Annotated in this window: 8 protein-coding genes; all 8 read right to left on the reverse strand. The window is 69.2% G+C overall.

Annotation, left to right across the window (positions count from 1 at the left end; all coding sequences use genetic code 11):
• Window position 1: 1 nt before the first annotated feature.
• The 8 genes from AB0I89_RS26245 to AB0I89_RS26280 all read right to left on the reverse strand — a co-directional run bounded on the left by AB0I89_RS26245 (window position 2) and on the right by AB0I89_RS26280 (window position 14,845).
• On the reverse strand, window positions 2–3,706 hold the full coding sequence (locus AB0I89_RS26245) for a discoidin domain-containing protein (RefSeq protein WP_357132023.1): 3,705 nt from the start codon (window positions 3,704–3,706) through the stop codon (window positions 2–4).
• 133 nt (window positions 3,707–3,839) lie between these two features.
• On the reverse strand, window positions 3,840–6,746 hold the full coding sequence (locus AB0I89_RS26250) for a discoidin domain-containing protein (protein WP_357132026.1): 2,907 nt from the start codon (window positions 6,744–6,746) through the stop codon (window positions 3,840–3,842).
• A gap of 142 nt (window positions 6,747–6,888) precedes the next feature.
• Complete coding sequence (locus AB0I89_RS26255; RefSeq protein ID WP_357132029.1) at window positions 6,889–8,550, reverse strand: glycoside hydrolase family 13 protein; 1,662 nt, start codon at window positions 8,548–8,550, stop codon at window positions 6,889–6,891.
• Between the two features lie 98 nt (window positions 8,551–8,648).
• Complete coding sequence (locus AB0I89_RS26260; protein WP_357132032.1) at window positions 8,649–9,536, reverse strand: carbohydrate ABC transporter permease; 888 nt, start codon at window positions 9,534–9,536, stop codon at window positions 8,649–8,651.
• Between the two features lie 11 nt (window positions 9,537–9,547).
• Window positions 9,548–10,507, reverse strand: a complete 960-nt coding sequence (locus AB0I89_RS26265; RefSeq protein WP_357132035.1) for a sugar ABC transporter permease — start codon at window positions 10,505–10,507, stop codon at window positions 9,548–9,550.
• 83 nt (window positions 10,508–10,590) lie between these two features.
• Window positions 10,591–11,970: an extracellular solute-binding protein gene (locus AB0I89_RS26270; RefSeq protein ID WP_357132038.1), complete on the reverse strand. Its 1,380-nt coding sequence runs from the start codon at window positions 11,968–11,970 to the stop codon at window positions 10,591–10,593.
• 293 nt (window positions 11,971–12,263) lie between these two features.
• Window positions 12,264–13,268 (reverse strand): LacI family DNA-binding transcriptional regulator, encoded by a 1,005-nt coding sequence (locus tag AB0I89_RS26275; RefSeq protein ID WP_357132041.1) that lies wholly within the window; start codon window positions 13,266–13,268, stop codon window positions 12,264–12,266.
• Window positions 13,269–13,369: 101 nt separating this feature from the next.
• Window positions 13,370–14,845: an FAD-dependent oxidoreductase gene (locus tag AB0I89_RS26280; RefSeq protein WP_357132045.1), complete on the reverse strand. Its 1,476-nt coding sequence runs from the start codon at window positions 14,843–14,845 to the stop codon at window positions 13,370–13,372.
• Window positions 14,846–14,928: the final 83 nt, after the last annotated feature.

Genomic DNA, 14,928 nt, shown 5'->3' on the forward strand with positions numbered 1-14,928 from the left:
ATCAGTTGCGGTTGATGGTGAAGGTCGTCGTGGGGTTCTGGATGTCCACCGCGTTGTTGCTCAGCCGCAGGTTGGTGAAGGTGACCGACCCGACGGCGGGACCCTGCCCGGACTCCGGCATGGGGTTGGCCCAGATGCCGAAGCCGGACTTGGCGTCGTAGGCGTCACCGCTCTTGCGGGCGCCGCTGATGGAGATGTTGGTGAAGACCGTGTCGGTGATCGGGTTCTGCGGCTGCCCACCGACGTAGTTGGTCTGGAACATGATGCCGCTGTAGGTCGGATCGACGATGTCCACGTCGCTGACGCGGATGCCCTGGAACACCTTCGAGGCGGAGAACACCCAGATCGCCGGGAAGGTCTGCCCGCCCCAGAAGTGCCCACCGGCTCGCACGATCGAGATGTTCTCGAACTTCGTCGGCGGGCTCGCGCCGAAGCCGTTCATCGGGTAGCCGAAGTCGAGCGAGCTGATGGTGATGCCGGAGTAGACGAGCGTGTCCGCGATGTAGATGTTGCGGAACGTGTTGCCGTAGCCGCCGTAGACGGCCACGCCGGCGGCCCGCCAGGTCAGCGTCGACGTCAGGTTCTCGTAGACGTTGTCCTTCATGTCGGCGCCGCCCGCGTCGATCGCCGAGAACAGCGCGAAGCTGTCGTCGCCGGTGGCCCGTGCGTCGTTGTTGCTGACCAGGTTGTTGGTGCTGCCGTTGGTCATGTTGACGCCGTCGGCGAACAGGTTGCGGATCCGTGAGTTCCGGATCGTCATGTAGTCGGTGTTGGCGCCCCAGTAGAGGCAGACCTGGTGCTCGGCCCAGATGTTGTCGATCACGATGTTCGACACGTTGGAGAAGTCGAACACCTTGCCCGGACCGTCGATGCGAGAGGTGTAGTTGCCGAAGTACGCGAAGTTCTTGAACGACGAGCCGGCCGCCGAGTTCTCGGCCCGGAAGCCGATGTCGGTGTTCTCCTGGCCGGACGGCGCGTTGAACCGGGTGTACCAGGGGCCCGCGCCGGTCACCTGGACCGCCTTGCCGTACACCTGGAACTTGGACGAGGTGGAGTAGTTGCCGGCGGGCAGGTACACCCCGATCAGGTTGCCGGTGGTGTCCATCCGGACCCGGTCCAGGGCGTTCTGCACGTCCTGGTGGGTGAAGCCGGTCGGCGTGGCGTACCGCGCCGAGTCCGGGTTGGCGATCGGCGACACCTGCTCGGTGTTGATGAAGTCGATCGCGTACGTGGTGGTGTTGGCCGCGTCCTTCTGCAGGCGGATCTTGCTGCCGGCCGGCACGGTCGAGTTGAGCATGACGTTGGCTTCGTCGTAGATGTGGCGCGGTCCGCCCGCGCTCGGAGTGTTCCCCGGGCTGGTCTCGTTGCCGTACAGCCAGGCGTAGCGGGACGTCAGGTCGATGGCCTTGTGGAACGTGCCGTTGACGTAGACGTTGAGCGTCGAGTTGATGCCCCCGCCGCCCGCCGCGTCCGGGATGGAGAAGCGGGTGACAAGCGTGTTGGTGCTGGCCCGGGTGGTGAACTCGACGTAGGCGCCGGTCGAGTTCAGGGTCACCGCACGCCGGCCGGACGCCTCACCGGCGACGTCGCCGACGGTCCGGTTCGGGCCCACGACGTTCGCGCCGCCGCCGACCACGCCGTCCTCGGCCTCGTACATGTCGTACGGCATGTTGGCGCCACGCCCGACGAAGAGCGGCTGGTCGGAGGTGTTGTTGGTCTGCTTGACCGGCAGCTCGTTGGCGTCGGCGGCGAGCACGACCCGGACGGTGTACTTGCCGTTCGCCGCCGTCCAGGTGCCCAGGTTGACCGGGCCGACGGTGGCCCCGGCGTTGATCACACCGGAGTACGAGCCGGTCAGGGTACGGACCACGGTGCCGGAGTCGTTGAGGACGGTGAGCGTGATGCCGTGCGAACCGGACGCCGACGCCACACTGCCGGCGTTGCGGATCGACACCGAGAACGTGACGGTGTTGCCGGCCGACGGGTTCCCCGGCGACCAGGCGACCGAGGAGGCGACCAGGTCACTGGTGGCGACCGGGCTGACGACCAGCGGGCTGGGGTTGGAGTAGCTGTTGTTGGTGTCGTCCTGCTCGACGACGGTGTTCGACTCGTCGACCTTCGCGCTGAGCGGGTAGCTGCCCGCGTCGCGGGTGCCGATGCTGGCGCTGACCGTGGTCGACGCGCCGGCCGCGAGGGCACCGACCGACGCGGTGCCGACCCGGGTGGAGCCCAGGTAGAAGTTGACGTTGGTCGCGGCGGAGGCCGCCGATCCGGCGTTCCGCACGGTCGCCGAGAGCGTGACGGTGCTGGTCTCGACGGGTGCGGACGGGCTAAACAACATGCCGGTGACGGTGAGGTCCGGGTTCGGCGCGGGGGTGCCGAAGACCTGGAACTCGGCCACCTGACCGGCCGGGGCGCCGGTGTTCGAGGCGATCGAGAGGCGTACGTCGGCCGCCGCGCCGGAGACCGGGATGGTCACCGTGTTGCCGCTGCCCGGGTTGAACGTGTAGTTCGTCGCGCCGACCAGCGTGGTGAAGCTCGACGAGCCCTGGTCCCGGCCGAGCACGGTGATGTTCTGGGTACGCGTACCCCACGCCGAGTCCGGGTTGAGCTTCAGCACGATCTGGCTGAGGCTGGCGTTCGCGCCGAGCTGCACGGTCAGCGTGCTCGGGTTGCCGTTGCCCTCCCAGTAGGTGGCCACGTTGTTGTCGTTGGCGTTGGTCGCCACGAACGTGTGCACGTACCCGGAGGCGGTGATCGGCTTACCGACCGCCAGGTTGCTCCCGGTGGGCGGGTTGCCGGTGCCGGTACGGGTCACCGTGTTGCTGTTCGATGACTGGTTGCCGGCCGCGTCCCTGGCCCGCACGTAGTACGAGACCGTGGCGCTGTCCGCCTGGCTGTCGGTGTACGTCAGCGTCGAGCCGCTGACGCTGCCGCGCAGCGCGCCGTTGGCGTAGACGTCGTACCCGGTCACCCCGACGTTGTCGCTCGACGCCGACCAGGTGAGCCGGATCTGCCCGCTGGCCGGTTGGGTGTACGCCAGGTTGCCGGGGGCGCTGGGGGCCTGGGTGTCGGTGCTGCCGCTGGATCCGTACACCTCCACCTCGGAGAGCTGCGCGGCCGGCCAGCCGGTGTTGCCGGTGACCTGCACCCGGACGTAGCGGGTGCTGGCGGCGGTGAAGCTGACGGTCGCGGTGTTGCCGCTGCTCGGGTTGAAGGTGTAGTCGGCCGACGACTTCAGGGTGCTGAAGGTCGAGCCGTTGGTGGAGCCGAGCACCGACAGGGTCTGGGTACGCGTCTGCCAGTCCGACGACGGCGGCAGCTTCAGCACCACCCGGTCCACGCCGACCGTGGCGCCCAGGTCGGCCTGGATCCACTGGGGGAACGCGTTGTTGGCGCTCTCCCAGTAGGTCGAGGCGTTGCCGTCGTTCGCGTTGCTCGCCACGTAGTTCTGGTTGTAGCTGCTGGCGCTCATGGTGGCCGAGAGCCCGGCGAGCAGGGCCGCGCGGGCGGAACCCGCGGGTGCGGAGGCGGGCGTCGCCGCCGGTGCCGCGGTCGCGGGGGTGACGGCGGGAGCGGCGGCGAGGAGCAGTCCGGCGAGCGTGCCGGCGAGCAGTCGGCGGCGGGCCGGCGATCGGTCGGCTCGGACGGTCGAACCGGGCGAGCCGGTTCGCGGGGTGCCTCGGGTGGGGCCGTTTCTGGACATCGGTCGCTACACCTCTTTCGGGGGTGGTGTGGGGTGCGTTGCCCGGTGACGGGCGCAGGGGTACGCCCGTCGTGCCGCGACAGGTGGGGGACGGTGCGGTGGCCCCCGCCCTGGTCGGGCGGGGGCCGTCGGCCTAGCTGGAGTAGACCTCGAACTCGCTGAGCTGACCGGCGGGCCAGCCCGTGTTGCCGGTGACGGTCAGGCGCAGGTACCGCTGGCTGGTCGCCGTGAAGGTCACGGTGACCGTGTTGCCGCTGGACGGGTTGAAGGTGTAGCCGGCGGATGTCTTGAGGGTGTTGAACGACGAGCCGTCGGTGGAGCCGAGCACCGCCAGGTTCTGCGTGCGCGTCTGCCAGGCCGACGACGGCGGCAGCTTCAGTACGACCCGGGACACCGTTCGGGCCGCGCCCAGGTCGACGGTCAGCGACTGCGGGAAGGCGTTGTTGGCGCTCTCCCAGTAGGTGTTCGCGTTGCCGTCCACCGCGTTGGGCGCGGCGTAGACGTCGGAGTGGCTGGTCTCGGTGATCGACCGCCCCGCCGCCAGGTTGCCGGTGGGGGCCGGCGTGGTCGGGGGCGGGGTGGTCGTCGGGGGCGCGGTGGTGGGCGGGGCCGTGGTCTGCGTGCCGCCGTACACCTCGACCTCGCTGAGCTGCGCGGCCGGCCAGCCGGTGTTGCCGGTCACGGTGACCCGGATGTAGCGGCGGTCACCGGAGGGCAGCCCGATCGACACGGTGTTGCCCGAGCCGGGTGCGAAGACCCGACCGGCGGACGACGCCAGCGTGCCGTACGACGAGCCGTCCGTGGAGCCGAGCACCGACAGTGTCTCGGTGCGCTGCTCCCAGCCGGCGGGCAGCTTGAGCACCACCCGGTCGACCGAGCGGACCGCGCCCAGGTCGACGGTGACCGACTGCGGGAAGGCGTTGTTGGCGCTCTCCCAGTAGGTCGAGGCGTTGCCGTCCACCACGTTGCCCGCCGTGTAGCTCTGGTTGGTGCTGGTCGCGACCGTCGACCGGTTCAGCGCCAGGTTCCCACCGGTGGGCGGCGGGGTCGTCGGGGGCGCGGTGGTCGGCGGCGCGGTGGTCGGCGGCGCGGTCGTGGGCGGCGCGGTGGTCGGGCCGGTGGTCGGCGGGGTGCTGGGCCCACCACCCCACTGCGGTTCCGGCCACGGGCCGCAGTACGGGGTCGAGGTGTACCAGCCCGAGTTGCCCGAGCCCTGGGTGATCTGGAAGCCGCCACCCACGCAGTTGTGCATCGGGTTGCTCTGGGCGATGTTGGTGGCCCGCACGTTGGTGAACGACACCTGGCTGGGTGCCTGCACCTGGAGCGCGTACGTGCCGGCGCCGTCGATCCGGACGTTGGTGAGGTTGATGCCGCTGGTCTGACCCTCGATCCAGTGCAGCGCCGCGTACGAGCTGTCCAGGATGTCGGTGTCGGTGATGTTGATGGTGGCCTGCTGGAACGCCTCGTTCAGGGCGGAGAACCAGATCGCCCCGACGCCGAAGTTCCAGTTGTAGTCCGAGTTGCCGTTGCGGATCAGCGTGTTCCGGGCGATCGTCCAGGTGCCCCGGACGGCGGTGTCGCCCTGCACACCCGGGTAGCGGTTGGCGACGTGGATGCCGCCGCCGTTGGTCAGCGAGTCGGCCGTCACGTTGTCAGTGATCTTGATGTCCCGGCCGCCGTAGCTGACCAGGTGGTTCGCCAGCAGCGTCACACCGATGGTGTTGTGCGTGAACGAGTTGTTGACGTTCGGCACGCTCTGCGCCCACATGGCGAGCGCGTCGTCGCCGGTGTTGCGGACGAACGTGTTGGTCACCGTCGAGTTGGTGACGCCGGTGTGGAAGTTCACCCCGTCCGCGGTCTGGTCGAGGATCCGGCTGTTGCGGATGGTGAAGTTGTCCATCGGCCCGTCCATCCACGCGCCGACCTTGGTGTTCTCCAACCAGAGGTTGTCCACCACCGAGTTGGTCATCGCCCCGCCCAGCGCGTTGACCTGGTCGTCGTCCACCCGCTCGCGGATGTCGCCGATGATGGCGAAGTCCCGCAGGGTGACGTTGCGGCTCGGCCCGTTCGCCTCGTGCGACCGGATCTCACCGGTGTAGCCGCCGCCGGGGACGTACTTGCCGTAGATGCCGGCAGCCCGCTTGCGGTCGGTGGGGTGCCGGCCGCCGAGCACCGAGTACCAGGGGCCGGCGCCGCGCAGGGTCACCCCGTCGACCACCACGTGGTCCCAGAGGGTGAACGTGCCGGTCGGGATCCAGACCGCCCGGCCCTGGGCCTTGCCGGCGTCGACCGCCGCCTGGAACTTAGCGGTCGAGTCGGTCGCGCCGGTCGGGTCCGCGCCGAAGTCGGTGACCACATCGATGACACCGGAGGGCTTCGCGATCGGCGCGACCACCTCGAAGTCGGCCAGGTCGATCGTGAAGGTGGGTGACTGGGCGGTCGAGGAGACCTGCAACCGGATCTTCGTGCCGGCCGGCTGGGTGCTGCCGAACAACGCCCGGGTCTCGTCGTAGAAGTGGTGCGGGTTGGTGTCGCCCGGGTTGTTGTTGAACGGGTAGCCGCCGTAGTACCAGCCGTACTTCGACGTGACCGGGACCGACTTCAGCAGGTTGCCGTTGGCCCGCAGGTCGATGGTGGCGTCCCGGCCCGTGCCCGAGGAGTTGTCCGGCAGGCTGTACCGGAAGGTGACCGCGTTGGCCGGAGCGGTGAGCGTGAACTCGACGTACTCACCGACGGCGTCGAGGGTGACCGCCTCCCGGCCGGACGCCTCCGACGGCAGCGTGCCGTAGCGCCGGTCCGGGCCGATCTTCGTGCCGTTGTGCGCGGCCTTCTCCGCCTCCTGCTCAAGAAAGGGGACGGTGGCGCCCCGGCCGGAGATGTCGAAGGGGGACAACCCGGCCGCCGAGGCCGGGGTGGCACTGCCGGTGACCGCGAGGGTGGTCAGGGTGGTGGCCGCGAGCAGGGTGGCGGCGATGGCGGCCAACCCTGCCCGGGCCGGGTGTCGAAGGTGGGGCGGAGTGCCGGTGGTGTGGTTGGCCATGAGCTGCGCTCTCCCTTTCGTCAGGCAGGCCAGGTCCCCCGTGTCGGTGCGGTGTGGCGGTCCCTCGTACTCCCTTCGTGGGCGCGGTGGGCGGGTGGTGTGGTGCCGGCGGTCGGGACGGGACCGCCGGCACCACGTCGGGTCAGGTCAGGGCGGCGGCGTCCGCGCGCGGTCCGTCGGCCTCGTCGGGGGTACGCAGCCAGACGGCGGTGTCCGACGGCAGCAGCCCGTCGTCGAGGGGGCCGCTGGCCAGCAGCACCTCCCCGTCGACGGGCATCGGCACCGCCGCGTCGGTGAGGTTGACGAGGCAGTGGAAGCCGCCGCCGCGGCTGAAGGCCAGCACGCCGTCCGGGGCGGGCAGCCAGGTCAACTCGCCGTCGCCGAGCGCCGCCTCGGCGCGCCGGACGTGGATGGCCTCCCGGTACAGCTCCAACATCGAGGCCGCGTCGCCGGTCTGCGCCAGCGCCGTCCGGTCCTTCCAGTCGGCCGGCTGGGGCAACCAGGGCGCCGCCGAGCCTTCGGGGCTGAACTCGAAGGGCGGCTCGTCACCGGCCCAGGGCAGCGGCACCCGGCAGCCGTCCCGCCCGGGGTCGACCCGTCCGGAGCGTTCCCACATCGGGTCCTGCCGCATCGCGTACGGGATGTCCTCGACCTCCCAGAGCCCCAGCTCCTCGCCCTGGTAGACGTAGGCGGCGCCGGGCAGCGACAGTGACAGCAGCGCGGCGGCCCGCGCCCGCCGGGTGCCCAGCTCCAGGTCGGTGGGGATCCCCTCGCGCTTCGCGGCGAAGCTGAACGTGGTGTCCGCCCGGCCGTAGCGGGTGACGTGCCGGGTCACGTCGTGGTTGGAGAGCACCCAGGTGGCGGGCGCGCCGACCGGCGCGTGCGCGCTCAGCGTGCCGTCGATGCTCTCCCGCAGCGCGGAGGCGTCCCAGGCGCAGCCGAGGAAGTCGAAGTTGAACGCGGCGTGCAGTTCGTCGGGGCGCAGGTAGTTGGCGAACCGTTGCCGGTCCGGCAACCACACCTCACCGATCAGCGCGCGGTCGGCGTACGAGTCGGCGACCCGCCGCCAGCCCCGGTAGATGTCGTGCACCCCGTCGAGGTCGTGGAACGGGTGCGGCCGGTCCGGCTCGACCTCGGGCAGCGTCCCGTCCTTCACGAGCAGGCCGGCGGAGTCGATCCGGATGCCGTCGACGCCCCGGTCGAACCAGAACCGCAGGATGTCCTCGAACTCGGCCCGTACCCGGGGGTGGTCCCAGTTGAAGTCCGGCTGCTGGGGGGCGAAGAGGTGCAGGTACCAGTCGCCGGGCGTGCCGTCCGGGTTGGTGGTGCGGGTCCACGTCTCGCCGCCGAACTCACCCACCCAGTCGGTGGGCCGCTGGTCGCCGTTCGGGCCCCGCCCGGGGCGGAACCAGAACAGGTCCCGCTCGGGCGCCCCCGGACCGCCGGCCAGCGCGGCCTGGAACCACGGGTGCGCGTCGGAGCAGTGGTTGGGCACCACGTCGACGATCGTCCGGATGCCCAGCTCGTGCGCCTCCGCGATCAGCGCCTCGACCTCGGCGAGCGTGCCGAAGACCGGATCGATGTCGCGGTAGTCGGACACGTCGTACCCGGCGTCGGCCATCGGCGACGGATACCAGGGACTGAACCAGATCGCGTCGATGCCAAGCGCGGACAGGTGGTTCAGGCGGGAGCGGATACCTGCGATGTCACCGATGCCGTCACCATTGCCGTCGGCGAAGCTGCGTGGGTACACCTGATAGATAACGGCTCCACGCCACCACGGACTGCTGTCTGCTGTGGACACGAGCACCTGCTTTCTGCGTCAGTACGTCGCCGGGTACGCCGGTGGCGATTGTGTGTCGGACGAACGGCCGTTGTTCGCTCCGCTGTCTTCGGTGGTGGCTATCCCTTGATGCTGCCGGCGGTCAGGCCAGACATGATGTTCCGCTGGAAGATCAGGAAGACGATAACGGTCGGGATGGCGGCGATGACCGACGCGGCGATCACGATGTTCATGGGCGTACCGCCCGCGAAGGAGTAGATGCCGACACTGACCGTCCGGGTCTCCGGTGAGGGCATGACCAGCTTCGGCCAGAGGAAGTCCTTCCAGACCGCCGTCATGGCCAGGATCGCGACGACGCCGAGGATCGGGCGGGACATCGGCAGGATGATCGACCAGAGCGTCCGCAGCGACGTCGCCCCGTCGACCAGGGCCGCCGCCATCAATTCTTCGGGAATCGAATCGAAGAATCGCTTCAGCAGAAAGATGTTGAATGCGTTCGCCACCAGCGGCAGCCAGATGGCGAACGGCGAGTCGAGCAGGTTGATGTGCAGGATCGGCAGGTCGATCACGGTCACGTACTGGGGGACGATGAGCACCATTGCCGGAATCATCAGCGTGGCGAGCATCAGCCCGAGAATCACGTTGCCGAAGATCGGTCGCAGTTTCGACAACGAGTACGCGGCGGCCGCGTCGAGGACAAGCTGGAACAGCACCGCGCCGATCGCGTAGTAGAACGTGTTGAACAGCAGCTTGGCGAGTTCCAGGTTGTTCCAGGCGTCGATGTAGTTCTGCGGCTGCGGGTCCTTCGGGAACAGCGTGGGTGGGGTCTGCGCGATCTCCTGGCCGGACTTGAGCGCGCCGGTGACCATCCAGTAGAGCGGCCCGATAAAGACGAGCGTGAACGCCGTCACGACGACGACCAGCAGCGTCCAGTAGATGACCCGCCCGCGCCCTCGGCTGATCTGGGCATGCGAGATGAGGGTCCGGGTTCCGGAGTCCTGTGCCATTGCGCGCCGTCCTAGTCCTGTTTCGCAGTCAGCCGCACGTACACGGCGGAGAAGCCGGCCAGCACCACGAGCATGAGCACGCCGAGTGCGGCCGCGCCGTTGAGGTCGTTCTGGAAGAACCCGTGCTGGTAGATGAGGTACGCCACGGTGGTCGCGGAATCCTCCGCGCCCGCGCCGTTGGCGAGGATCAGTGGCTCGATGAAGAGCTGCATCGTGGCGACGATCTGGATCATCGCCAGGAGCGCGAGGATGAGCCGGGTCTGCGGGATCGTCACGTGGCGGATCCGCTTGAAGATCCCGGCCCCGTCGAGCTCGGCGGCCTCGTACAGCTCGCCGGGGATGTTCTGCAGTGACGCCAGGTAGATCAGCACAGCGCCGCCCATGTTCATCCAGGTGGACGCGATCACCATGGCCGGCATTGTCATCTCCGGCGACTGCATCCACTGCGACGTCGGCAGGTGCAGCGCCTTGAGGATCGCGTTGAACAGCCCGGCCTCGCTGGGGTCGTACGCGTAGAACTTGAAGAGGTACAGGGCCGAGGCCGGCGGCAGCATCACCGGCAGGTAGACCAGGATCCGCAGGTAGCCCTTGGCGTGCCGGAACTCGTTGAGCAGGATCGCCACGAAGAACGGCACCGCGTACCCGAGCACGAGCGCGAGCAGCGTGAAGTAGAAGGTGTTCTTCCATGCCGGCCAGAAGCTGGGGTCGGCGAGGAGGCGGGTGTAGTTGTCCCAGCCCACCCAGGTCGTCTCGCCGCGCCTGGTCCGCTGGAAGCTCATGACGACGCCACGGACCATCGGGTACCAGGAGAAGACCAGGAAGCAGAGCACGGCGCCGATCAGGAAGGCGTGCCCGGTGAGGTTGTCCCGTACCTTGCGGCCGAGGCTCGTACGCTGCTTCGGCCCTGCCGCGTACGACGGCATCGGGCGGCCCGGTTTCCCGGGGGCCTGGGGGGCGGCGGTGATCGCCACGGCACACTCCTGCGGAGATCGGTGGGGCGGACGGTTCGGCGCCGGGGTGTGGGGGCCGGTGCGACGGCCCCCACACCTGCGGATCAGCTCTCCGCGGCGAGGAGCTGGTTGACCTTTTCTTCGGCCGTCTTGAGCAGCGCGTCGATGTTCGCGTTCGGGTTCGTCAGCACCCCGGACATCGCGGCGTCGAGCACCGCGTAGATCGCCTGGGCGTTACGCGGCTCGCCCTTGATCGGCACCGGGGTCGCCTCGAAGAGGGCGAAGTTCGTGGTGTCGACGTTGGCGTTGGCCTTGCGCAGCTCGAGTTCCTGCTTCTGCACCTCACTGCCGTTGGCGAACAGCAGCGGCTGCGGCAGACCCACCGGGTAGTTCTGCGGCTTGGCGCGCACGTAGTCGAACTGGCCCTTACCGGGGGTCAGCTTCTGGTACGCGATCCACTTCAGACCGGCCTTGACCTGCTCGGGAGAGAGGTCCTTCTTGAAGAAGTAGCCCTCGCCGCCACCGAGCGTGCCCTTCGCCGGACCGTCCTGGCCGGGCAGCGGGCTCATCGCCCAGTCCTGGAACTTGCCCTGGAACTGGCTGACGATCGCCTGGGTGGCGTCCGGCGCGCCGATGAACATGCCGACCTTGCCCGCGCCGGCGTTGGTGAGCAGGTCACCCCACTGGAGCAGCTGACGGGAGCCCATGCTGTTGTCGCCGTACCGCATGTCCTTGATGTTCTGCAGGACCTGCTTACCCATCGGGTTGTTGAAGTCGGCCTTCTTGCCGTCGGCCGTGAGCACCTGGCCGCCCTGCGAGTAGAGCAGCGAGGTGAAGTGCCAGCCGCCGGTGTTGCCGGCGCTGTACTCCGAATAGCCGGCGATGCCGTTGCCGAGCGCCGAGATCTTCTTGGCGGCGGCCCGGACCTCGCCCCACGTCTTGGGCGGGTTGTTGACGTCCAACCCGGCCTGCTGGAACAGGACCTTGTTGTAGACCAGGCCCATCGAGTAGTTCTTCACCGGTACGGCGTAGAGCTTGCCGCCGTCGGTGAAGACCTCCTTGAGCGCCGGGTCGACGCTGTCCCAGGTGGAGATCGTGTCCTTGTTGACGTACTGGGAGATGTCCATCGCCTGACCGGAGTCGAGCACCTGCTGAAGATCCGTCATGTACCCGTAGAACACGTCGGTCACGGTGCCGCCGGCCAGGCGGGCGGTGAAGTCCGGCGGGTTGTTGCACTGCTCGCCGACGCTCACGCTCTTGATGACGATGTCCGGGTTCTGCTTCTGGAACTCGGCAACGTCGTCGTTCCAGTTCTTCAACAGCTCTTTCTGCGCGCCGACCGGCTGGCAGTCGACGGTGATGGTGACCTTGCCGCCGGCGGTCGAGTCCTTGTCGTCACTCTTCGTGGAGCATGCCGTGAGGCTGAACCCCAGGCCGGCCACGAGCGCCAGCGTCGCAGCCCTTCGGTATTGCGGTACGGACATCTGTCCATCCCTTCGGGAACGGGTGTCTCCATGAGATGCGCTGATCTGCGGTGATACGACCTGACGCCCTGTAGCTGCGCCGAAGCCAGGTGTGAGTGGAGTCACTGTAACGAGCACGACTCATTTCAGCAAGGTGTCGACGAGGTTTTGAAAGGACTCGACATCGGGCCGACAGACGACGACAGGATGCGGGATTGCACCCGTTATGCGGCTACTTGCGCACCAAAAAGGCCGTCGACCGCGAGAGCGGTCGACGGCCTTCGGGAAGGTCGGTCAGTGGGCCAGGAGCGCGATCACCGGCGGGGTGCGGGCGCGGTCGAGCCGCGGACCACCAGCTCCGGCTCGAACAGCAGCTCGTCCTGCAGGACGCCGACACCCTCGATCTGGGTCACCAGCAGGTCCACCGCCGCCTGTCCCATCGTCTCGATCGGCTGCCGGACAGTGGTCAGCGGCGGATCGGTGCAGGTCATGAACGCGGAGTCGTCGAAGCCCACCACCGAGATGTCCGTCGGCACCGCACGACCCAGCCGCCGGGCGGCCCGGATCGTGCCCAGAGCCAGGACGTCGCTGGCGCAGATGATGCCGGTCACGCCCCGCTCGACCAGCTTCGTCGCGGCGACCCGCGCGCCCTCCATCGAGAAGCTGGAACGCTCGACGCACTCCCGTTCGGCGTCACTCCAGTCGGCGGCCTGCACCATCGCGTCCAGCTTGCGGCGGGACGGCACGTGCCCCTCCGGGCCGAGCACCATCCCGATCCGCTCGTGGCCGAGCGAGCGCAGATGCCCGTACGCCTGCTCCACCGCCACCGCGTCGTCGGTCGAGACCCGGGGAAAGCCCAGCTCGTCCACACCGGCGTTGACCAGCACCACCGGGAGGCCCCGGTCGGTCAGCCGTCGGTAGTGGTCGTGCCGGGCGTCGGCGAGCGCGTACGAGCCGCCGGCGAAGATCACGCCGGACACCTGGTGGTCGAGGAGCATCTCGACGTAGTCCATCTCGGACACGCCGCCGATGGTGCGGGCGCACAGGGCCGGCGTGTAGCCGCGCTGGGCGAGCGTCCCCGTCACCACCTCGGCGAGTGCCGGGAAGATCGGGTTCTGCAACTCGGGCAGCACCAGCCCGACCAGCCGGGCACGCTCACCGCGCAGCTTGGTCGGCCGCTCGTAGCCGAGCACGTCGAGCGCGGTCAGCACCGCCGTCCGGGTCGCCTCCGAGACACCGTCCCGACCGTTGAGCACCCGGCTGACGGTGGCCTCGCTGACGCCCGCCTTCTTGGCAACTTCAGTCAACCGCTTGGTCACGGCCGCAATCGTACGTCACAGAAATGAAAGAATTGAACCGTGAAACGGTCAGATTTTGCGGTGCAACTGTCGCAGCTTGCCAGGCTTCAACCGGTTCGTCGTCAGGACAGATCGCGCAGCGCGTCCTCGATGGCCCGGTGGAACGTGGGGTACGCGTAGATCATGTGCCGTAGTTGGCTCAGCGGCACGGCCGCGTGCACCGCCACCACGAGCGCCGACAGCACCTCGCCACCGGCCGGGCCGACCGACGTCGCGCCGATCAGCACGCCCTGGTCGGCGTCCGCGACGAGCTTGATGAAGCCCTCGTCGCCGACCCGGTGGATCCAGCCCCGGGTCGAGCTGCTGAGCTTGGTGAACCCGACCTGCACGTTGATCCCGCGTTCGCGGGCCTGCCGCTCGGTCAGCCCCACGGCGCCGACCTCGGGATCGGTGAAGGTCACCCGGGGCAGCGCGCGGTAGTCGGCGCGCGGGACGGTACCGGCCGAGCCGCTCGATCCGCTGGCGGCCAGCGAACTGGAGGAACCCATCGCACCGCCGACCACGCTGGCCGTCCCGCTCGCGTCCGGGCCGGCGGTCGCCTGCCGGTAGTGGGCGAGGACGTCGGACACCACGATGGCCGCCTGGTACATGGCGATGTGCGTGAACGCCCCCTCGCCGGTCAGGTCCCCCACCGCCCAGATGCCCTCGGTGACGTGCATCCGGTCGTCCACCGGCAGGTAACGCTGCTCGGCGTCGACGCCGACGGTGTCCAGCCCCAACTCCTCCAGGTGCGCCCGACGCCCGGTGACGACGAGCAGGCGCTCGGCGGTGAACTCCGCCCCACCACCGCCGTGCAGCGTGAAACGGTCACCGTCATGGTCGACCCGTTCGGCGCGTACCCCGGTGTGGATCTCGACGCCGTCGGCGCGCAGCGCGGCGGCGGCAACGTCGGAAGCCTCCGGCTCCTCCACGGCCAGCACCCGGTCCAACGCCTCCACCACGGTGACGCGGACGCCGAAGCGCGCGAAGACCTGGGCCAGTTCCAGCCCGATCGCGCCACCACCGAGCACCAGCAGCGACTCCGGCAGCTCCTCGACCTCGATCGCCTGGTGGTTGGTCCAGTACGGCGTGTCGGCCAGGCCGTCGATCGGCGGCACCGAGGGCCGGGTGCCGGTGCCCAGGACGATGCCGTGCCGGGCCTGGAACACCTGGTCGCCGACGCGGACGCGCCCCGGGCCGTCGAGCCGGCCACTACCCCGGACGAACCGGCCACCCTTGCCGGTGAACCGGTCGACCGCGACCTTGTCGTCCCAGGTGTCGGTGGCCTCCTCGCGGATCCGCTTCGCCACCGGCGCCCAGTCCGGCTGGACCTGCGCCGTGCCCGCCAGCCCGTCGACCCGACGCGCCTCGGCGAGCGCGTTGGCGGCCCTGATCATCATCTTGCTCGGGATGCAGCCCCAGTACGGGCACTCGCCGCCGACGAGGTCCCGCTCGACACCGACGACGCTCAGGCCGGCCTCGGCGAGTCGCTCGGCCACCTCCTCGCCGCCCACCCCGAGGCCCACCACGACAACATCCACCAGCTCCGGCTCCGCCACCGGAACAGCATCCCCCAACGGCACCGTCCCGACCACCGGGGTCCGGAAAGTCGGCGGGCGTACCGCTCCGGAGCGCCTACGGT

Origin of the sequence: Micromonospora sp. NPDC049801, from assembly GCF_040656575.1 — a bacterium.
Taxonomy (GTDB): Bacteria; Actinomycetota; Actinomycetes; order Mycobacteriales; family Micromonosporaceae; genus Micromonospora.

Coding starts and splice junctions, on each gene's coding strand:
- AB0I89_RS26260 (WP_357132032.1), bottom strand. CDS start 9,536: ATGGCACAGGACTCCGGAACCCGGACCCTCATCTCGCATGCCCAGATC.
- AB0I89_RS26270 (WP_357132038.1), bottom strand. CDS start 11,970: ATGTCCGTACCGCAATACCGAAGGGCTGCGACGCTGGCGCTCGTGGCC.
- AB0I89_RS26250 (WP_357132026.1), bottom strand. CDS start 6,746: ATGGCCAACCACACCACCGGCACTCCGCCCCACCTTCGACACCCGGCC.
- AB0I89_RS26245 (WP_357132023.1), bottom strand. CDS start 3,706: ATGTCCAGAAACGGCCCCACCCGAGGCACCCCGCGAACCGGCTCGCCC.